Origin of the sequence: Bacillus massiliglaciei, from assembly GCF_900098925.1 — a bacterium.
Taxonomy (GTDB): Bacteria; Bacillota; Bacilli; order Bacillales; family DSM-1321; genus Peribacillus; species Peribacillus massiliglaciei.
The window spans coordinates 269,609-290,483 of the sequence record NZ_LT622360.1; the positions used below are offsets into that span (position 1 = coordinate 269,609).

Consider the following 20,875-nt stretch of genomic DNA (forward strand, 5'->3'; position numbering starts at 1 on the left):
GACTTTTGGGGGGAGAGAATGAAGACAAAAAAGGTCCTGCTGGCGGGGGCGATCCTGTTATCAGGAGTATGTGGAAATGCAGCGGCTGAAGCGGCCGGGAATTCGGACAGTCAGAAGAGGGTATTGGCATTAGAAGAGAAGAAAATGGAATCAGTGCCGCCAAGGTTTATGTATGATTCTGGCCGTAAGTTCGAATATCCGGATTCTGTGCGGGGGATTTATGTAACAGGCCACAGCGCCGGCGGCAGCAAATTGAATGAACTCGTCCAATATGTCGATCAGACGGAATTAAATGCAATGGTGATTGATATAAAAGATGATTACGGGAATATTACCTATCAGCCGGAAGAATCAGATTCACCTTATAAAGGAATTGGTAAGGATTACATAAAGGATCCATCAAAAATGCTTGACCAGCTGGAAAAAAAGAAGATTTATCCGATTGCAAGGATTGTTGTATTTAAGGACACGGTGTTAGCTAAAGAAAAACCTGAATGGTCCTTTCAAGAAGGGGATGAGCTATGGAAAAATGGCAGGGGAGAATCTTTTGTCAATCCATTTATCAAGGACGTCTGGGACTATAATGTAGGAATCGCTATTGAAGCCGCAAAAATGGGATTCCAGGAAATCCAATTTGACTATGTGCGGTTCCCGGAAGGATTTGAAAATAAAGATGAAGAGCTGAAATACGGAATGGGTGAATACGAAGAATCAAAAATGGATAATGTTCAAAAAAGAGTCCAGGCAGTCACTGATTTTGTATCCTATGCAAAAGAAAAGCTTGAGCCTTACGGGGTAAAAGTTTCAGTTGATATTTTTGGATATACGGCAACGCTTCCGGAGGCACCGGGGATTGGCCAGAATTTCACGAAGATCTCAGAAAATGTTGATGTCATTTCATCGATGATCTATCCAAGCCATTGGACTTCATATTTTGGAATAGACAAACCGGATTTAGAACCGTACAAAATCACAGCAGAATATGCCAAATTGGAGAACAAGAAAAGGGATGAGATGGAGTCTGCCCCAATTTCCCGTCCGTGGCTCCAGGATTTTACTGCCGCATATTTAGGTACAGGCAATTACAAACGATATGGCAAAAATGAAGTCGAGGATCAAATCAAAGCGCTGAACGATAACGGAATAAAGGAATATTTACTGTGGAATGCGGCAAACCGATATACAAAAGGCGTTGACTACACTCCATGATCTGAAGGTAACTTTTAAGCTGCAGGCGGTTAATTGTTTCTGTTTTTGCGCACTGACCGGATCTTGATAAGTTTAATTACCTGGGTTGTGATGTAATCTGTTAGATAGGGAAATGTAAGGATAAGGCCGATCTTGTTACTCATGAGGCCCCCTCCTGATTAAAATGTGAGAGGAGCACATCTATGAACTGGTATGAAAAATTAAAGCAGTATTTTCCGATAGAAGAAATGAAATCGAAGGAGCATATGGAATTACTGCTCAAGGATAAAGAGGAATTTTATAAAAAAGATGAAAGCAAACATCATGTGTTAATGTATGTAGAAGATCCTGAATTTATTTTTGTTGATTATCTCTTTGTAGCAGAAACGGCAAGGGGACAAGGATTAGGGAAACAATTAATTCAAAAGCTTCAGCAAAAAGGGAAACCCATTTTGCTTGAGGTGGAGCCTGTGCTGGAAGAAGATGATGATACAAGAAACCGTCTCAGGTTTTATAAAAGGGAAGGTTTTGTCCATGCCTCCAATATTTCGTATTACCGAAATTCACTGGCAACCAAAGAAATTAACAAAATGGAAATTTTGTACTGGTCTCCCAAGCCGGTGCCTGAAGAATCCATTTTTCGATATATGAAAAAAGTGTATGAACAAATTCATACGTACCAGGATGTTCAATTGTATGGCGGTGCATACGATGCTTCAGATAAAGCAATTCGTTACAGCGAAAGCGGACAAACAGAGGATATACTAGAAGAGGTCCGATAAAATTCTTAGCCAGCCTGACTAACAATCAGTCTGCAGCTGTCGATAAAAGGTATTGAGAGAAGGTGACTCTCAATACCTTTTTCTGTTTTGGGGGATTCCTATACAGCAGAGGAAGCTTCTTGTTTTTTTCTTACCATTATCAATCGCTCATCAGCTGGACGGAGCCATTGCGGCAAAATACAAGAGCTAAAATGATCTTTTTCTGTCTAAGAGATCTGTAAAATGAGATTTACAACAGAATTGGTTGGAATATATCCAAGGGAAAAGATGTAAATAGAACCATTTTTAGAATATGGAGAAGGATTAAAAGAAAATATCCAGAATGAAAAGGGAATAGGAACGATTACATAATTGTTTACATTTCTGAACAGGGGGTATTAAAGAAAAGAATGATAAAAATCAACTTACCAATTGAGAATGCAATCAATATTTTTTCAATTAGATGAGGACACAGAGTGATGTATTATAGATCACTGAGAACTTATATAATACAGTTTTTCTCTAGTTGCGAAAGGTTTTTAAGAAGTTTAAAAAAGGTGTTCAATTCTAATGTAATAGTGTATAATATGAATTAAAGATAATTTATTTAAAATTATTTCAAATTAGAATGGTAGATGTCCCATAATAGATCACCGATTCTATAATTAGGGAGTGTGAATAAACATGGTAACATTATATACATCACCGAGCTGTACTTCTTGCAGAAAAGCAAAAGCGTGGTTAGAAGAGCATGAAATTGCTTATTCAGAAAGAAACATTTTTTCCGAACCTCTATCCATTGAAGAAATAAAAGAAATACTGAGAATGACAGAAGACGGTACAGATGAAATCATCTCTACCCGTTCAAAAACATTCCAGAAGTTAAATGTTAACTTAGAAGCGCTGCCTCTTCAAGAACTATATAAATTAGTTAAAGAAAATCCAGGCTTGCTTAGAAGGCCGATTATCTTAGATGAGAAAAGGCTTCAAGTAGGATATAACGAAGATGAAATACGTCGTTTTCTTCCAAGAAAAGTACGGACATTCCAACTTCGTGAAGCACGCCGCATGGTTAATTAATACGCTTTAAGCAAGTGAAAGCCCTGCAGAGAACGGCGCAGGGCTTTTCTTTATCTAAAATAGGCAATTTGCCATAAACTTTTTTATCATAAAAAGTATATAATAAATAATCCATTTTTGCAGAAACTGAAGCTATATAATAGTTGCATGTGCTGCAATTTTTTTATAAAATAAACGAAATATTAGGCAAACAATTGATTTTAGCTTATATAAGAGCATATTTGTTTCCCTTATACCATTTTTATCATAAAATAAGTGTAAGTGAAGGTCCTGCCGTCACAAATTGTTTTTCATGTCGTTCAAGAACAGTATTCTTGTAAGGGCAGTCACTGCCCGGGGGTTTTTATCCCTTCAAAATGGATAGAGGAAGGGAGAGGGAAGTATGGAAATTGAACGCATTAACGAAGATACAGTAAAATTTTATATATCATATATAGATATCGAAGAGCGAGGATTTGACCGAGAAGAAATCTGGTACAGCCGAGAACGCAGTGAGGAACTATTTTGGGAAATGATGGACGAGGTTCATCAAGAAGAAGAGTTTATGATTGAAGGCCCCCTGTGGATTCAGGTCCAGGCATTAGAAAAAGGGCTTGAAATTCTTGTTACCAAAGCACAATTGACAAAGGACGGTCAAAAACTCGAACTTACTCTTTCTGAAGATAAATTAAAAGAACTGACTGATTTGACCAGTATCGATAAATCTGATTCACTCTTAGATCAAGACCAGCTTCCTAAAGAGTATGGCACCATTTCTTTGGAAGAAGGCGTTATTGAGTTTGTGACAGAATTTGCAGATTTTGAAGATGTGATTTCGTTAAGTAAAAGATGGGGACTGGATCATTTAAAATCCAAGCTGTATTCTTATAATGATAAATATTATTTATATATGGAATTTCATGAGGGCGAAACAGAGGAAGAGGAAATTGATAATGTGCTGAGTCTCTTGCTTGAATATAGTCATGAGTCGCCTGTAACTGTCCATCTTTTACAGGAATACGGTAAAGTTGTGATTGAAGAGGATGTCTTTTTGACCATTGATAAATATTTTAATTAATGAATCGATTCTATTTTAGGATCGGTTTTTTTTTTTGCCCATTTATTTTCTTTGTATAGAAAAGAGGGAGGTTCATTTATTTGCTTAAAAAAGGAACGATTGAAATTAAGAGAAGGAATATCATAAAACACGGAGAAACAGTAAAAGAATCATTGAAAATGATGAAAAAGGATGTGATGGAATTTCATGCTGACAGCCAAGAGAAAGGATGGGAGTCTTTTTATGCTCCCGGAATCTCTTACAGAACAAAAAAAGACAGGATTAAAGGAAGAAAACTTTTACTGTCCCTGCTGCAATCATTCGCTCATTTTGAAAGCAGGATCAACGAAAATTCCACATTTTGCTCATAAAAGTAATTTTGACTGCAGTGCTTTTTCAGAGCCGGAATCGATCTATCATTTAAAAGGAAAACGGGTGCTGTATAATTGGTTTCGAAAGTTTGGTTATAAAACAGAGATGGAGGCGTTTCTTCCGGAAATCGGGAGACGGGCAGATCTGCTGGTTACTGCAGGAACTGCACGATATGCAATAGAATTCCAATGCTCTGTCATTCCGGAAGCAAAGTTTCAAGAGCGCACGAAAGCCTATCGTTCAATAGGCATACATCCTCTCTGGATTCTGAGTGCCAAAGATTTGAAAGAGAAGAGGCAATATGAATATTCTGTCTCGGATTTTCAGTGGCTGTTTGTGTACGGAACAATGAAACATCCTTATCTGCTATTTCACTGTCCTGAACGCAAGCTTTTCTTTTGCCTCAAAAATTTAACTCCATTTTCTCCCCGGCATGTCATCTGCGAGTGTACATCAGCCCCTTTAAGTATGCTTCATCCTTCAAAGATGGTCCCTTCTTTATCAAAAAATCTCCCTTTTCTCCATCAATGGAGGGCGAAACGGCACAGGTGGATGTTATATGGCTCCAGGTTTGCTTCCCCTTCTAATCCGTTTCACAGCGCTTTATATAACTGCAGACTTGTCCCTGCCTATTTGCCTTTAGAAATAGGCATCCCTGTTGCAGGAATGTTCTTTATCAAGACACCGGCAATTGAATGGCAGGGCTGGCTCTATATGGACTTATTCGCCCGTAAATGCATAGGGAGGACGATTACAGAAAAGGAAGCTGCTGCTTCATACCTTCGAAGGATGAAAAACGGAGATATCCGAGTGAGGGAATTTCCATTAATCATCGATCCGGATATATACGTGCCTCTGTATGAGTATTTGCATTTTCTGGAGGAGGCTGGTTATTTAAGCAGGCTGGGAAAGGGGATTTATAAAATAGAAAAAAGGTTTACGGTCCTGATGGACTTTGAAGAATATAAGAAGCTGGAAGAATTATTCTATACGAAGCATAAATGGGTGATAGAATAGTGGGAAATCTTATATAATGAGGATAGTCATTGAATTAAGAGCCATAAATAAGAGAATCAGAATTTTTTGATAGGAGGAATCAGAATGTCTAAAGATACATCTGTCAATACTCTGCCGGCCCGCAGTGAAATCCCGGCGGAGGATACTTGGAGGCTGGAAGATATTTTTGCGACTGAGGAAGACTGGGAAGCTGCTTATGCAGAAGTCAAAGAGAGTCTGAAAAAAGCAGCTGCTTTTAAAGGGACACTCGGAGAGAGTGCTGAAAAGCTATTCGCAGCACTTCAATATCAAGATGAAGTATTTGAAAAACTGGGAAAGGTCTATGCGTATTCTCATATGCGCTATGACCAGGATACGACCAACTCCTTTTACCAGGGGATGGATGACAGAGCAAAGAATTTATATGCCCAGGCATCCAGTGCATTCTCTTATCTTACACCTGAAATCCTTTCTATTGAGGAAAGCAAGATTGCCGGCTTCTTGGAGGAAAAGGAAGAATTGCAGCTGTACCGTCATTCCCTGGAGGAAATAAACCTGCAGCGCCCGCATGTATTGACAGCGGATCAAGAAGCACTGCTGGCCCAGGCGGCAGAAGTATTTGATGCATCAGGCAACACATTTGGGATGCTGAACAATGCGGATCTTACATTCCCGGTTATTAAAGATGAAGACGGCAATGAAACAGAAATCACCCATGGACGTTACATACGCTTTCTTGAAAGTGATGACCGCCGTGTGCGGGAAGAGGCCTTTAAAGGGGTATACAGTACGTATAAGGCTTTCCGAAATACATTCGCAAGCACACTGTCAGGACAGGTGAAGACACAAAACTTTAATGCGACTGTCCGTAAATATACCTCAGCGAGAGAAGCGGCACTAAGCAACAATCATATTCCGGAAACGGTTTATGATAATTTGGTGAAGACAGTTAATGAACATCTCCCTCTTTTACACCGGTATATTGAATTGCGTAAGCAGGTGCTGGGTTTGGATGAACTTCATATGTATGATTTGTTTACACCGCTTGTCAAGGATGTCAAAATGGAGATTACGTATGAAGAAGCGAAGGAACTGGTATTAAAAGGTTTGGCTCCTATGGGAGAAGACTACTTAAATGTCTTGAAAGAGGGTTTTGAAAACCGCTGGGTAGACGTGCATGAAAATAAGGGGAAACGAAGCGGCGCCTATTCTTCAGGCATGTACGGCACCAACCCGTATATCTTAATGAACTGGCAGAATAACGTGAATAACCTCTTTACATTGGTTCATGAATTTGGCCATTCTGCCCACAGCTACTATACGAGAAAATATCAGCCATATCCTTACGGAGATTATTCAATCTTTGTGGCTGAAGTAGCCTCTACCTGCAACGAGAACCTGCTGAATGATTATCTCTTGAAAACAATTGATGATGAGAAAAAGAAAATATATTTGTTAAATCATTATCTTGAGGGGATTCGTTCTACTTTGTTCCGTCAAACGATGTTTGCGGAATTCGAACATCTCATTCATGTAAAAGCTCAAAATGGAGAAGCTCTGACAGCCGATATGCTTACAGAGGAATATTATGCACTTAATAAGAAATATTTTGGCGAAAATATGGTGATTGATGAAGAAATCGGCATGGAATGGGCACGGATTCCGCATTTCTATTACAACTATTATGTGTATCAATACGCAACCGGCATAAGTGCGGCCACTGCGTTAAGCAAGCAGATTTTAGAGGAAGGGGAGCCGGCAGTTGAGCGATATATTGGATTCCTGAAATCAGGAAGCTCTGATTATCCAATTGAAGTGCTTAAAAAAGCAGGCGTAGATATGACCCATCCAGATCCAATTCGGGAAGCGTTGGAAGTATTTGAAGAAAAGCTTGGAGAATTGGAAGGCTTGCTGTTAAAATAAGATGAAAATCCGCTGTCCTGTTTAAGATTGCTGAAAGCGGAGAAGCGCAGGTTAAAATGAATAGTGAGGCAGACAGTAAAGCAGGCGGAGACTTTCCCGCCTGCTTTTTTATGGGTCTCAAAAGTCCTTTATATTTTTGGAAATTTCACGAGAAGTCCGCTGTTTTATCTGCAGCTTTTGATAGAGTTATATGCCTTTAAATCGTTTTCGGCCGTATAAGCTATAGACAATAATAAATAAGGTGATGAACAAGATAATGGAACTAAAGGTCAGAGACAGTAATTTTAAGAAGCCCAGGAGCTGCAGGAAGAGAGCGACACACAGAAAAATAAGAAGAAGGATAGATTTCATTTTCTTGGCCTCCCAAATCCAGTGTTTGTACAAATATATGGGGCAAATCGAGAAATTATGACCATTTTGTGAAATAGTGCACAAAACTATTGAATAATCATCCTATATTTAATAAGATTATAAATGTGAAATGAGTCACAAGTGAAACCCCCTTTTATTCAGATGTGAAAAATTTCTCTCAACCCCAAACCCCAAATTCGTATAAATAAAAACCCCTTGCCAGAAGGCAGGGGTTTTTCATTTTCCAGCAGAAAAGGAGCCTAAAAGGGAAAAAACTCGCAAAAGTGACAGAAATGTGACTAAAGAAAAAGTAAAAGTGACAATTATGTGAAATCATGAACAAGGATATTGAAAGGGGGGTGCTTCATTTGATATATTCTATGTGTGAAGGAAATCACATAAATCAAACTTATACCCCTTTGTTTGTTTCGTGAAAATTTCTCCATTCCCTTATCCCTTAAAATCCCTGCAGTTCAAAGCTGCAGGGATTTTTTATGGTCATTTTTTTCTGAAACAGACCAACAGGGTTTCTCCAAGAATATTCGTTTGTGAAATAACCGTAAAATAAAAAAACAGCCGATTATTTCGGCTGATCTCCAATATACTTCCAAAATGATCCGTATTTAGCTGGGATCTTTTGAGCAATTTGTTTTAAGACCAATTTTTTCATTTCAAGCTCAACAGCATTTTTGGAAAGATTATAAACTAATTCAATTTCCTTCGTAGCTACAAGCCTGAATGCTTTCAAAAATTGTTCCAAAGAAGGCGGGGGTGTCGGTTCCGGCAGTTCATCCAGCATGTCTTCCAAGATATGGACATACACTTCATACGGATAAACACCAGACAGCTTAATCCCTTCTTCCTCAATATTTTGATTGAAGAAGACCAGTGATGGACTTTCTGTGACCTCCATTTCTGAGGTGATTTTCATATCGCATTGAAAACCTTTGGCCGCACTGGTTGACTCCATGTCATTCAAGAATTCCGCCACATCAAGACCGGTGTTTTCTGCACATTCCGTGAGAACTTCAAGAGAAGAGATATCTTTCTTTTTAATAAATACATATTCCTGAAGTATTCTTAAAAAACGGATAGCCAGCTTCCGTCCCTGCAGTTCAGCTGCTTTAACAGCTATGGATGCAATATGTGGGGAGGTGATAGGATTTTCAAGCCACAGACTCCCGTCACAAGACATGCCCGAACGGCTGGCAGTCTTTTCCCAGCCTTGTGCAATATTTTCATAATTTTTTATTTTTGATAGATTCAAGGAAGTCAACTTCCCGCTTAATACATGGCGCAGGGAAAATAATTGTCCATATTCCATTTGTAATTTTTTAATGATTGGTTCCAAGCCCCAGCATTCTGGACAAAGAGGATCAATAAAAACATAAATCTCCAGAGGTTTCTTGCCAATATCATAACACTGCTGTGTCTTGATCCAATCGGATACATCAAAAACTGGTTTTTGTGCGCTCAACTGTCTTCTCCTTTCCCGGTTTCAGAAGCTGTGTTGACCATATGATGTGCTGTCATATATAACCGGCGGTAGAAATATTCACGTAGCTCGCCCTGAAGGCCGACTTCATCCATGGCTTCCTCCATACAGGCGAGCCATGCACTGGCACGCTGTTCAGTAATTTCAAATGGTATATGTCTTGCCCGCAGCATTGGGTGGCCATGCTCCTCTGTATAAAGAGGGGGACCGCCCAGGAATTGGGTCATGAACTGTTTTTGTTTACGAGCCGTTTCAGATAAATCGTCAGGAAAAATCTTCTGCAGATCAGAATGATTTTTTACTTTGGAGTAAAAAGTATCAATTAGCTTGTGTAATTGCCCTTCTCCAATCAATTCATATGGTGTAGGGTTCCCTTGCTCCATGCTGATTACTCCTTTTAAGATAAGATGTTTACTTTATTAATATTATTTTAACAATGACACTTGCAGATAACAAATTTCTAGCTCTGTCCGAGGCGACTATAGTGATTGATCAGGAGGACATAAAAAGATCCCTTTCAATAATGGAAAGGGATCTGCAGCGGGTTAAGCTAAGAAATGATTCATAATTTTCTCTACATAATTTTGTGTTTCTTTAAAGGGCGGCACACCATTGTATTTATCAACGTTTCCTGGACCTGCATTATAGGCTGCGAGAGCCGTTTTAATATCGCCGTCATATTTCTTGAGCATTTGGCTCAAGTATTTTACTCCGCCCATTACATTGTCTTCAGGATCAAAAACATTCTCAACACCAAGGCTTTTGGCTGTTGCCGGCATTAGCTGCATAAGTCCGGAAGCGCCTGCATAGCTTTTCGCTTCTGGGTTGAAATTCGATTCCTGTCTAATAACAGACTTGATCAATTTTTCAGGTACATTATACTGACTGGAAGCCTTGCTGATAATTGAATCGATGTCAGTTGCCTTGGCTGTTGCCGGGCTTGCAGATTCAATGGCCTGGGCCACGACCGGTGTTGTATAATTTGTAAAACCTGCCTGCTGATCGAGCAGAGCGGCTATTGAGCCGGAAACAGACCCGAGTGTTTGCAGGGAGGAATTGGCTGTATCTTGCTGGATAACTTCAGAAAGCAGTTCGGTAAACCCTGAACCGGAAGTGATGGAAGAATTGCTGCTGGCATTAAGCGATTCCATACTTTGAAGCTGTATCAGGGTTTTAAAATCTTGGATTCTCATCCGCTTCACCTCCGCCAAATTTGGCACGATAAAATCTTCTAACTTTATTTTCGGTCGGCCTAAGCGGAATGTTAAGTGTTTTTAATAATTGGAAAAATATACCTTCTCCTGTTTGTCGGTCACTTACTTCATATTCAAGCTCAAAATCTTCTTTCCCCTCATACATACTGCGGTCAAAAACAAGCAAGCCTCCCTTAAAAGGAATTTCTGCCCGTTCGGTTTTTAATGATCCGAAGCAAATGATCTCCTCTGGATTTATTCCTTGCTGCAGAAGGAGGCTTTCGATCTGGCCTTTTGGAAATTGTTCATGTTGTAAAAATAAGTCTGCTTCTTGCCGGTTTATCTGCTGGTTGCTTTCCAAAAGCCCTTCATCAGCCGGCTGTTTGAGTGTCAATTCAAATGTTCCGTCTTTTTCCCTGATTCGCAATGCAGACTGCTGCTCTTTTAGGTGAAAAGAGGGTGTATCAAAGTAATAATTGGTTTGGACTGCGAAATCGGATGGGGCTATATTAAAATCGTCAGTGATTTGTATGAATTCTTCCTTGGTTATTAAATTTTTACATTCAATTTCTATGTGCTGATCCATTACAGCCGTCCTTTCCTGTTTGCTAGCTTAATCATATAAAAATCATGTGTGTTGTCAATAGCGGTATTTTTGATAAAATCTATTGGATTCTTAGGAATCAATTGCGCAATATGATAAAATAAAGGGAAGGAAACATATGGCTGTAACAAGAGAAGGTCCTTATTTTTTTGAATCGTACATACAAGAATACGGCCTCTTACTCTAACTGCACACAGGGGAATAATGGGGAGACATTGGCCGGATGTTATTTAGAGGCTCTAATTACCTTTCGTTGTGAAAAGCAATGAATATATAGATAGAAATAGGTGGTGCAGCAATGGAGCATTGGGAGGATTTTTTAGCGCCTTATAAACAGGCGGTTGAAGAACTGAAGGTGAAATTAAAAGGACTCAGAAATCAATTTGAACGGGATAATACCCACTCGCCCATTGAATTTGTCACCGGACGGGTTAAACCGATTGTCAGTATTTTGGATAAAGCAGCGCACAAAAATATTTCATTGGACAGACTCGGAAACGAAATGCAGGATATAGCCGGGCTGCGGATGATGTGTCAATTTGTGGATGACATTAAGCAAGTGGTCCTCCTTTTAAGAAACCGGAATGATTTTGAAATTGTGGAAGAACGTGATTATATTTCCCATAAGAAGGACAGCGGTTATCGTTCTTATCATGTGGTGATTCGGTATCCGGTTCAGACCATTCATGGAGAAAAAAAGATTCTTGCTGAAATCCAAATCAGAACATTGGCGATGAACTTTTGGGCGACAATCGAGCATTCACTGAATTATAAGTATAAAGGGGATTTTCCAAAGGATATCCAGATGAAGCTGCAGCGTGCAGCAGAAGCCGCTTTTTTACTCGATGAAGAAATGTCTCTCATTCGGACGGAAATTCAGGAGGCACAGAGACTTTTTTCAAGAAAGAAAGAATCACAGGATCGTTAAACGGAAGAAAAAAATGGAGTAGGTGGGATCGTATGAAATTTGCCATAACATCTAAGGGAGATACAAAATCAAATACCCTCATGCACAGAATGAGGACCTATTTACAGGATTTTAATTTGGAATATGATGAAGATCAGCCGGACATCGTCATATCTGTAGGCGGGGATGGCACTCTTTTGTATGCTTTCCACCGCTATAAAAATCGCTTGGATAAAACGGCTTTTGTCGGTGTTCATACGGGACATCTTGGCTTTTATGCAGATTGGACACCCGATGAAATCGAAAAGCTTGTCATTGCATTGGCTAAGACTCCTTTCCAGGTTGTCGAGTATCCTCTGCTTGAAACCATTGTCCGCTATCAGCATGGCGGCCGGGAAGCGAGATTTCTGGCGCTGAATGAATCAACGGTCAAAAGTGTAGAAGGTACGTTGGTCATCGATGTCGAGATCAGAGGACAGCATTTTGAAACTTTTCGGGGCGACGGACTGTGTGTAGCCACACCATCCGGAAGCACTGCTTATAATAAAGCACTTGGAGGGGCAATCATCCATCCTTCGATTGACGCTATCCAGCTGACTGAATTGGCATCCATCAATAATCGGGTCTTTCGGACAGTAGGATCGCCTTTATTGCTGCCGGCGCATCATACCTGTATGCTCCGTCCGGTCAATGATGTGAACTTTCAAATCACTGTCGATCATTTAACACTGCTGCAGGAAAATGTGAAATCGATCCAGTTCCGCGTGGCAGATGAAAAGATACGTTTTGCGAGGTTCAGGCCATTTCCTTTTTGGAAAAGGGTGCATGATTCGTTTATTGCAAATTAAGGAGCAGGATGGCTATGAGCGATCAACAGTTGAAAAAGCGTTTCAAATTGAATTGGACGGTGGAAGAGAAAGAGAATGAAATGCTCCTGAGGGACTTTTTATCTGCTAACTCCATTTCAAGGCGGGCTTTGACAGATATAAAGTTTAAAGGCGGGCTGATTACACTGAATGGTTCAGTTGTAAATGTGAGGGAGCGTCTTCGGACGGGAGATAGGATCGAATTGATTTTCCCAAGGGAAATACCAAGTGAGGGACTCCTTGCAGAAGATCTTCCGATCGAAATTCTATTCGAAGATTCGAATCTGCTTGTGATTCATAAACCTGCAGGCATGACCACGATTCCGTCCAGAGAACATCCGTCCGGAAGCCTTGCCAATGCTTTGGCGGGTTATTATAAACAGTCGGGTTTAGAAGCTACGATTCATATTGTGACAAGGCTTGACAGGGATACATCAGGACTGATCCTCGTCGCCAAGCACCGCCATATCCATCATTTGCTAAGTCAGCAGCAAAAGACAGGCCTGGTCAAAAGAAGGTATCAGGCGATTGCTGAAGGAATCATGATGACGGATCAGGGAAAGATTGAAGAACCAATAGGCCGGAAGCCGACAAGTATTATTGAGCGGGAAGTCCGGAATGACGGCCAATATGCTTGTACATATTATTCAGTTGCCGCTCGGACAATGAAGCATACACATTTGGAAATACGGCTGAAAACAGGCAGGACCCACCAAATCAGGGTTCATATGTCGCATGCAGGGCATCCTTTGGCAGGAGATGATTTATATGGGGGGCATACAGACTGTATCAAACGTCAGGCCCTCCATTGCTGCTGTCTTGATTTTATACATCCCGTCACACATCAGAAAATGCAGTTTACACAGGAAATTCCGGAGGATATGCGGAAGCTGCTTGTTACGGATAGGCAGGTATGAGCCAGCTTTTTTAGGTGAAAGGCTGTCTGTTACAACAATAAAAAATAAATGTTGTAAATAAAAACTCGCTGAAAAGCGAGTTTTTACCATGTTTTGTTCAGTCATCAAAGGAAGTCCTGAATTTATCTTTAATGAACGGCATCGAAGAAGGAATAGAGACCAGCTCTATTTCGGGATAACGGAGTGCGGTCAATTTTCCGCCGAATACACATCCAGTATCAATATTATATGTTTGGTTTACCTGGCGGGCTTCTAAAACTGGAGTATGCCCGTACACAATCCAGGCAGAGCCATGGTAGTGTTTGGCCCAATCGTGGCGGACGGGGGAACCGTCGGCATGCTTGGCCCCTGTAATATCCCCGTAGAGTACAAAGGTTTTTACCTTTTTTCCATACTGGCCGATGTATTCCTGCTTAATGCCGGCATGGGCAATAAGCAGCCTGCCGCCGTCAGTCATATGATAGAGCGGAGATGTTTCGTACAGTTCCATGAATTTATGTTTTATACTCTTTTTTTCTCTCGGTGTCAGCTGGCCGTATTCAGCTGCGGTCGTTTCCAATCCATGCATCAGCTGGACATTGTTTCCCTGAAAAAAACGATACAGTTTATTACAATGATTGCCGGGTGAATAGAGACCCTTTTTCTCTTTCACTACGAGTTCATAGACGGCTTCAATCACTTTCAAGGATTGAGGACCGCGGTCTGTCAGATCCCCGACAAAACCGAGAGTTCTTCCATCAGGATGGACAGGGATCCCTGAATCCCATCTATAATCAAGTTCTTCAGTAAGCTTGCGGAACTCATCGTAACACCCGTGAATATCTCCAATGATATCAATATTCATTTGCCACACCCTTTGTTTGTTATATGAAGGTTTCATGGTATTAGTATAGTATGTTTTCGAAAAAATATAAAAAGCAAAGAAGGCATGTTGTGCACAAAAGAAAGAAGGTAGGGCATTATGGCTGATTACCCAAATAAGGAAGAACAGGCTGAATTAGATTACGATATTTTGACAGAAGCCCTTGCATCAGAGAATATCGATCAATTCCGCTTAGTATTCATGGACCTGCATTCCTATGATCAAGGGCAATATTATGCAGGTCTCACAAAAGAACAAAGAAAAGTTTTTTATCGGTTCCTTTCACCTGAGGAAATGGCGTTAGTTTTTGAAAGCCTTGATATTGATGAGGAGCGATATGAGCATTTGCTCGCTGAAATGGATCCTGCCTATGTGGCGGATATGCTTTCCCATATGTATGCAGATGATGCAGCAGATGTCCTGTATGAACTGGATGAAGAGCAGGCGGTTAGCTACCTCACCATTATGGAAGATGAATCTGCTCAGGAAATCCAGAAATTGATGGATTATGAAGAATATACAGCCGGAAGCATCATGACCACCGAATTTATTGCGATTGAAGCGGCTGAAACGGCCAAGTCGGCCCTGCAAATCTTGAAACGCGAGGCTCCGGATGCCGAAATGATCTATTATCTTTTTGTTACAGACGAAGATAAAAAGCTGTTAGGTGTTGTTTCACTTAGGACCCTGATCGTTGCAGCAGATGATGCCTTGATTATGGATCTGATGGATGAAAGGGTCGTTTCGGTTACTGTCAATGAAGATCAGGAAGAGGTAGCTCACAAAATCCAAGATTATAATTTCCTGGCAATGCCTGTCGTTGATTTTCAAAATCACCTCCTCGGCATTATAACAGTCGATGATATCCTGGATGTTATCGAGGAAGAAGCCGCTGATGACTATTCGAAGCTTGCCGGTGTTTCCGATTTGGACCGGGCAGACACGAGTCCTTTCCAAGCCGCCAAAAAAAGGCTTCCATGGCTGATCATTCTTTTGTTTCTTGGCATTTTGACAGCGAGTCTTATTGGAAGGTTTGAAGATACATTAAGCCAGAAAGCCATTCTTGCCGTCTTTATTCCGTTAATCGGAGGAATGGCAGGAAATACGGGAACACAGGCACTGGCTGTGGCGGTCAGAGGGATCGCTACAGGAGATTTAAGAAAAGAAAGCAAATGGAAATTGATTTTGCGGGAAGCGGGGACTGGACTGATTACGGGAGCCTCCTGCGGCCTGGCTGTCATTCTTATTGTGTATATTTGGAAAGGTGATTTAATGCTGGGATTGCTCGTCGGCATTTCTATTTTCATTACCCTGATATTTGCTACACTTGCCGGCTCATTCGTTCCGATTTTAATGGATAAAATGAAAATAGATCCGGCTGTGGCCTCCGGTCCATTTATTACAACTATTAACGATATTATCAGCATTCTGATCTATTTTGGACTGGCTACAATGTTTATGAATTATTTACTATAAGAATGAAATCAAAAGGGCTTGCCGTCGTGGCGGAGAGTCCTTTTGTTTTTAGAGAAGGCAGGGGATGCCATTTCAGAAAACAGAATTTGATTCAGTTCCTGTATCATTTTTGTTATACTAGGTTTAGTATCAGGTACTAATAACTTGTTATAAAATTAGGAGGAATTTATTTTATATGACGCTTTCATTAAAAGGCAAGACATATGTCGTTATGGGAATTGCAAATAAAAGGAGTATTGCTTGGGGCGTAGCTCGGTCTTTACATGAAGCGGGCGCGAGTCTAATCTTTACATACGGAAAAGAGAGAACAGGAAAGAGTGTCCGTGAGTTAGCCGCTGCACTGGAAGGGGCTGAGCCGCTGATTATTCAATGTGATGTGACTAAAGATGAGGATATTGAACGTTGCTTCCAGGAAATTAAAGAGCAGGCTGGCACCATTGACGGTATAGCGCACAGTATTGCTTTTGCTAACAAAGAAGAATTGGACGGAGAGTTTGTGAATACCAGCAGAGAGGGCTTCTTGTTGGCACATAATATCAGTTCTTTTTCTTTGACTGCTGTTTCAAAAGCAGCTAAAGAATTAATGCCTAATGGGGGAAGCATTGTGACCATGACCTATTTGGGCGGAGAAAGGGTTATGCAGAACTATAACATCATGGGTGTGGCAAAAGCTTCATTGGAAGCCAGTGTCAAATACTTGGCCAATGATCTCGGCAAACACAATATCCGGGTAAATGCAGTTTCTGCAGGTCCAATCCGAACATTGTCTGCGAAAGGCGTGCGCGGCTTTAACTCTATTTTGAAGAAAATTGAAGAAGAGGCACCGCTGCGCAGGACAACAACACCTGAAGAAGTAGGGGATACAACTGTTTTTCTTCTAAGTGATATGTCCAGAGGAGTTACTGGAGAAAACATTCACGTGGATTCCGGATACCATATCATGGGATGAGTGTGAATGTATAAAATAGGCTGACGTGGATCGTTTCATTTGAAATATGAGGCGATGCAAAGTCAGCCTATTTTTTTCTGCTCTTTTGTCAGCATTCCGAAATAATCATATTCATTTCTTCGTTACATATATTTGATACATAGATGAGAAAGCATGGGGAAAAGGGCTGTCAGTCAGTTGACAACTGTCTGCTTGAAGTAACGATCATCGAGGAGGGGCGTGCAATGGACGGTAAAAAGGATGATTCATTTACCGGGGGAACGCAAATAGCTGCAGATTGTCAAAAAAAGGAAAAGGAAAGAAAATTTTCAAAAGATACCTTGCTTGAGCTGATGGAGAGACTTCCTCCTTTTGCGAGGAAGCCGTTATGCCGGTTTGAGTTAGAAAATAGAAGGGTCATCGGCAGGCTTGAATCGAGAAAGGGGCCTTACGTTTTCATTCGCCATCAATTTGGGAAAAAGGCAGTTCCATATGAGTGGAGCAAGATTCAAGATATTCAAATTATAAAAAATTGAGGGAGGCGGCACCTTGTCTGATGAGAAGAAAAATCAAGAATCCAAACCCCTTTTATACATCGTTCAGCCTGACAAAGTAAAAGAAGAACCAAGTGTACGCACGGATATGCAATCCGTTTACAGGACGCCAAAAAAGAAAAAAAAGTTGCAGAAGGAAGTTCCTGAAAAGGAGTCTTCTAATAAAGAAGAGAAGAAAGAAGGAGACAATGAGCAGCTGGAAACGATAAAAAAGGAATTTGGCGTTTATGAAGTCATGAAGGAAATCGAAACAGAGAAGCAAAAAGTCAGGGCTATTACCAACCCATATACACAGAATCAGCCGGCTGAGGAGACTTTTGAAAATAAGGAAGCGTTTGAAGAAACCGAAGTGAAGCCAGTAAAAAAGAAGGCACTCTCAAGGCCTGTGAACAAAGAAACAGCTGAACAAATCGTCACCAGGCTGGCAGCGGAAGGTGATGAAACGGAATGTGAAGCAGTGGTTTACGGTGAAAAGATAAAATTTCAAATTTTGGGAAAAAGAGGAGAGTCAGTCAAGATTAAGGGCGGTAACAGGATTCGTTATGTCAATATTTCCGATATTGAAAACCTGAAAATTAATCCGGAAAACGGAGAATAAGCAAATGCTGATTTCTGAAACTGGATGGGTTGCTTTCCTTATGCTGGGTCTGGCCTCATTTCGTCTTACCCGATTAATTGTATTCGATAAAATAACCGAGCGATTCAGGCGCCCCTTTTTTGACGAGATTGAGGAAACGGATTCTTCAGGTGAAAAAGAAATTTTCCTTGTTCCGAAAAGAAGCGGCATAAAGGGCTGGATTGGGGAATTATTATCCTGTTATTGGTGTACAGGGGTTTGGGTAAGTCTATTTCTTCTACTTCTGTACGTGAACGGATGGTTTCTGGGGGAATGCCTAATCCTTTTATTTTCAATTGCTGCGGTGGGCTCCTTATTAGAAACGTTAAATACGAAGTGGCTGGGCGATTGAAAGATACAACTTGTCTTTTTTTTTCATATCTTATAAATAGAAAAGGAGGGCATATGATGATGAACTATAAGCAAAATCAGTGGAATACGAAGAAAGCGGTTAAAAAACCTATCCCTCAGACCAAAGTAAAGAAAAACTGCGGATGTAACAGTCCGAAAAAGAGTTATGGATATTATTAAAGTTGGACTGATATCAGGCAGGAAACAAAAAAGCTTGAAGAGGAACTCTGTAGCTCAAACATTTTTAAGTCAGGAACCTCCCATCGACTGGGAGGTTTTTTTGTATGCTGAAATACGATGAATTGCCAATTAATCCCACTTATAATATGTTCGGTCCTTTAGAAAAATAAAAGAGACAAAAGCTGAAAGTGAGGCATGCGGATGGCTCGGAAATTAATCGTTATGATGATAGTATCTTTAATTGTTGCAGGCTGTGCAAGCAAGGATGACGGCAAGTCAGAGAATATGGCATTTATAAAGAAGGTTGATCCAAAGCCAATGGATATCATCTATGGGATGGATGGAGATGATTACAGAGAAAATCCCCATGAAGGCTTAATCACAGACATCAAACGTACAGTTAATCAAGATAAAAACCTGTATGATGCAATCGTCGTGAAAAAGGACAAAGAAGTGCTCGTTGCCTATAAGGTGAAGCATATGGAGCGCTTTAGAATGAAGCAGATTGAAAAGAATTTAACAAAAAAGCTGGAAAAGAATTATCCGGACCTGAATTTTAAGGTCTCTAGTGATTACAAAATATTTCTTGAGGCGATGAGGCTGAATCGAATGCTGAAAGAAAAAGATGTGTCTGATAAGAAAGCCAGGAAAAAATTTGATGAAATTATTGAACTGAAAGATGCGATGACGTAAAGGAGGCAGAAGGGAATGGACAATCAGGATCAAAAGCAAGCTAAACAGGAAGAATATAAGAAGTTTCAAGGAAAGCATGAAACGAAGCGTCCGGTTTTATGGAATTGTGTAAAAGCATTTTTAGTTGGCGGTCATTTCTGTTTAGTCGGACAGGCTATCTCTTATTTTTATATTTATTTTTTCAATTTTACCGAGCAGACAGTCGGAAATCCGACAAGTGCCACAATGATCTTTCTGGCCCTGCTGCTGACTGGCTTCGGTGTGTATGATCATATTGGCCAGTTTGCCGGAGCGGGCAGTGCGGTGCCTGTAACGGGGTTCGGAAATGCGGTCATTTCTGCAGCTATTGAGCATCGTACAGAAGGCTTTGTACTGGGAGTCGGGAGTAACATGTTTAAGCTGGCGGGTTCTGTCATTCTTTTTGGAGTCTTTTCCGCCTTTGTCGTTTCCTTAATCAAAACCATTTATCTTATGCTGACAGGAGGCTGAAACATGTTAAAGGGAAAACAGTCCTGGACGTTCAAAAATAAGCCTATCATAATCGGCACTGGTGTTTCAGGGGGACCGTTTGAAGCAAACGGAAAGCTTTCAGAAGACTTTGACGTTCTGTATGATGATCTGTGGATAAAGCAGGAAAGTTATGAAAAGGCACATCGGAAATTACTGGAGGATGCTGTACAGCATGCTTTGAAAAAAAGCAAATTAAAAGAAGAGAATATCCAATTCTTCATGGCGGGAGATTTGATCAACCAGATAACCCCATCCAGTTTTGCAGCCAGGACGAACGGAATTCCTTATATGGGCTTGTTTGGTGCCTGTTCAACCTCCATGGAAGGACTGGCTCTGGCTGCTTTTATTGTGAATAATGGGGGTGCCCACCATATATTGACTGGTGCATCGAGCCATAATGCAGCAGTGGAGAAACAGTTCCGCTATCCAACTGAATACGGCGGGCAAAAGCCGCCGACTGCTCAATGGACAATCACAGGCGCTGGAGTGGGCATTGTGGCGCAAGCTGATTCCAGAACGGGAAGTTATCCCGAGGTTACGGCAGCTACAATTGGAAAAGTGATCGATATGGGGCTGAAGGACCCTTTTAATATGGGGGGAGCAATGGCTCCGGCTGCGGTTGATACGATTATGGCCCACTTTGAAGATACCGGCCAATCTGCTGATGATTATGATCTGATCATAACGGGAGACCTCGGCCGAATCGGCCGTGAAACTGCATTGGATTTATTGAAGGAAAAAGGAAACCGGATCAATCAGGAAAAATTTCAGGATTGCGGTCTTATGCTTTTTAAGGAGGATCAGCCTGTTCTGGCGGGAGGAAGCGGTGCGGGATGTTCAGCTGTCGTGCTGTATGGACATCTGTTGAATCAGATGAGGCAGGGAGTCTATAAAAAAATTCTGCTGGTGGCAACCGGTGCTTTGCTTTCGCCGTTATCTATACAGCAAAAGGACAGTATCCCATGTATTGCCCATGCTGTTTCTATTGAATACAGAGGGACGGAACTCACATAAGA

At 40.9% G+C, this 20,875-nt stretch carries 23 protein-coding genes; 18 read left to right on the plus strand and 5 right to left on the minus strand.

Features of this window, described 5'->3' with window-relative positions:
• The first annotated feature begins 18 nt into the window (after nt 1-18).
• The 6 genes from BQ4305_RS17795 to pepF all read left to right on the plus strand — a co-directional run bounded on the left by BQ4305_RS17795 (nt 19) and on the right by pepF (nt 7,356).
• On the plus strand, nt 19-1,209 hold the full coding sequence (locus BQ4305_RS17795) for a putative glycoside hydrolase (RefSeq protein ID WP_110929094.1): 1,191 nt from the start codon (nt 19-21) through the stop codon (nt 1,207-1,209).
• Between the two features lie 182 nt (nt 1,210-1,391).
• Nucleotides 1,392-1,970 carry a GNAT family N-acetyltransferase gene (locus BQ4305_RS17800; RefSeq protein ID WP_110929095.1) on the plus strand — a complete coding sequence of 193 codons (579 nt, stop codon included), beginning with the start codon at nt 1,392-1,394 and terminating at the stop codon, nt 1,968-1,970.
• Nucleotides 1,971-2,633: 663 nt separating this feature from the next.
• Nucleotides 2,634-3,029, plus strand: coding sequence for a transcriptional regulator SpxA (gene spxA, locus BQ4305_RS17805; RefSeq protein WP_110929096.1), 396 nt, complete (start codon nt 2,634-2,636; stop codon nt 3,027-3,029).
• A gap of 382 nt (nt 3,030-3,411) precedes the next feature.
• Entirely contained in the window at nt 3,412-4,086 is a 675-nt protein-coding gene (mecA, locus tag BQ4305_RS17810) for an adaptor protein MecA (RefSeq protein WP_110929097.1), read from the plus strand.
• Nucleotides 4,087-4,308: 222 nt separating this feature from the next.
• Nucleotides 4,309-5,454: a competence protein CoiA gene (locus BQ4305_RS17815; protein WP_199880747.1), complete on the plus strand. Its 1,146-nt coding sequence runs from the start codon at nt 4,309-4,311 to the stop codon at nt 5,452-5,454.
• An 84-nt stretch (nt 5,455-5,538) separates the two neighbouring features.
• Nucleotides 5,539-7,356 carry an oligoendopeptidase F gene (pepF, locus tag BQ4305_RS17820; RefSeq protein ID WP_110929099.1) on the plus strand — a complete coding sequence of 606 codons (1,818 nt, stop codon included), beginning with the start codon at nt 5,539-5,541 and terminating at the stop codon, nt 7,354-7,356.
• Between the two features lie 931 nt (nt 7,357-8,287).
• Here pepF and BQ4305_RS17825 read toward each other — a convergent pair.
• From BQ4305_RS17825 to BQ4305_RS17840, 4 genes are all read right to left on the minus strand, one after another.
• On the minus strand, nt 8,288-9,184 hold the full coding sequence (locus BQ4305_RS17825) for a ClpXP adapter SpxH family protein (protein ID WP_110929100.1): 897 nt from the start codon (nt 9,182-9,184) through the stop codon (nt 8,288-8,290).
• Nucleotides 9,181-9,585: a globin domain-containing protein gene (locus BQ4305_RS17830; RefSeq protein WP_110929101.1), complete on the minus strand. Its 405-nt coding sequence runs from the start codon at nt 9,583-9,585 to the stop codon at nt 9,181-9,183. Before BQ4305_RS17830 ends, BQ4305_RS17825 begins: the two co-directional genes overlap by 4 nt.
• A 162-nt stretch (nt 9,586-9,747) precedes the next feature.
• Entirely contained in the window at nt 9,748-10,395 is a 648-nt protein-coding gene (locus BQ4305_RS17835; protein ID WP_110929102.1) for a lytic transglycosylase domain-containing protein, read from the minus strand.
• The gene (locus tag BQ4305_RS17840) at nt 10,376-10,981 is read right to left on the minus strand and encodes a CYTH domain-containing protein (RefSeq protein ID WP_110929103.1); all 606 of its coding nucleotides are present in this window, start codon (nt 10,979-10,981) and stop codon (nt 10,376-10,378) included. Before BQ4305_RS17840 ends, BQ4305_RS17835 begins: the two co-directional genes overlap by 20 nt.
• Before the next feature lie 316 nt (nt 10,982-11,297).
• Between BQ4305_RS17840 and BQ4305_RS17845 the strand changes: the two genes are divergently transcribed.
• From BQ4305_RS17845 to BQ4305_RS17855, 3 genes are read left to right on the plus strand one after another with little or no spacing between them, the layout of a single operon-like run.
• The gene (locus BQ4305_RS17845) at nt 11,298-11,927 is read left to right on the plus strand and encodes a GTP diphosphokinase (protein ID WP_110929104.1); all 630 of its coding nucleotides are present in this window, start codon (nt 11,298-11,300) and stop codon (nt 11,925-11,927) included.
• Between the two features lie 32 nt (nt 11,928-11,959).
• Entirely contained in the window at nt 11,960-12,754 is a 795-nt protein-coding gene (locus tag BQ4305_RS17850; RefSeq protein ID WP_110929105.1) for an NAD kinase, read from the plus strand.
• Between the two features lie 14 nt (nt 12,755-12,768).
• Nucleotides 12,769-13,689 (plus strand): RluA family pseudouridine synthase, encoded by a 921-nt coding sequence (locus BQ4305_RS17855; protein ID WP_110929106.1) that lies wholly within the window; start codon nt 12,769-12,771, stop codon nt 13,687-13,689.
• 97 nt (nt 13,690-13,786) lie between these two features.
• Here the strand turns inward: BQ4305_RS17855 and prpE are convergent, their stop codons facing one another.
• Nucleotides 13,787-14,533 (minus strand): bis(5'-nucleosyl)-tetraphosphatase PrpE, encoded by a 747-nt coding sequence (gene prpE, locus BQ4305_RS17860; RefSeq protein WP_110929107.1) that lies wholly within the window; start codon nt 14,531-14,533, stop codon nt 13,787-13,789.
• A gap of 117 nt (nt 14,534-14,650) precedes the next feature.
• Here prpE and mgtE point away from each other — a divergent pair, with 117 nt between their 5' ends.
• The 9 genes from mgtE (at nt 14,651) to spoVAD (ending at nt 20,873) form a co-directional block, all read left to right on the plus strand.
• Nucleotides 14,651-16,027 carry a magnesium transporter gene (gene mgtE, locus BQ4305_RS17865; RefSeq protein WP_110929108.1) on the plus strand — a complete coding sequence of 459 codons (1,377 nt, stop codon included), beginning with the start codon at nt 14,651-14,653 and terminating at the stop codon, nt 16,025-16,027.
• Nucleotides 16,028-16,202: 175 nt separating this feature from the next.
• Nucleotides 16,203-16,976, plus strand: coding sequence for an enoyl-ACP reductase FabI (gene fabI, locus BQ4305_RS17870; protein ID WP_110929109.1), 774 nt, complete (start codon nt 16,203-16,205; stop codon nt 16,974-16,976).
• 224 nt (nt 16,977-17,200) lie between these two features.
• Nucleotides 17,201-17,491, plus strand: a complete 291-nt coding sequence (locus BQ4305_RS17875; RefSeq protein WP_110929110.1) for a hypothetical protein — start codon at nt 17,201-17,203, stop codon at nt 17,489-17,491.
• 13 nt (nt 17,492-17,504) lie between these two features.
• Nucleotides 17,505-18,107: a hypothetical protein gene (locus BQ4305_RS17880; protein ID WP_110929111.1), complete on the plus strand. Its 603-nt coding sequence runs from the start codon at nt 17,505-17,507 to the stop codon at nt 18,105-18,107.
• Nucleotides 18,108-18,111: 4 nt separating this feature from the next.
• On the plus strand, nt 18,112-18,477 hold the full coding sequence (locus BQ4305_RS17885) for a DUF1360 domain-containing protein (protein ID WP_110929112.1): 366 nt from the start codon (nt 18,112-18,114) through the stop codon (nt 18,475-18,477).
• 53 nt (nt 18,478-18,530) lie between these two features.
• A complete protein-coding gene (locus BQ4305_RS22055) occupies nt 18,531-18,656 on the plus strand; it encodes a hypothetical protein (protein WP_267888128.1) in 126 nt (41 codons plus the stop codon).
• A gap of 201 nt (nt 18,657-18,857) precedes the next feature.
• Entirely contained in the window at nt 18,858-19,349 is a 492-nt protein-coding gene (locus tag BQ4305_RS17890) for a YhcN/YlaJ family sporulation lipoprotein (protein ID WP_199880748.1), read from the plus strand.
• Nucleotides 19,350-19,364: 15 nt separating this feature from the next.
• A complete protein-coding gene (spoVAC, locus tag BQ4305_RS17895; protein WP_110929114.1) occupies nt 19,365-19,838 on the plus strand; it encodes a stage V sporulation protein AC in 474 nt (157 codons plus the stop codon).
• 3 nt (nt 19,839-19,841) lie between these two features.
• On the plus strand, nt 19,842-20,873 hold the full coding sequence (spoVAD, locus tag BQ4305_RS17900) for a stage V sporulation protein AD (protein WP_110929115.1): 1,032 nt from the start codon (nt 19,842-19,844) through the stop codon (nt 20,871-20,873).
• Nucleotides 20,874-20,875 lie beyond the last annotated feature (2 nt).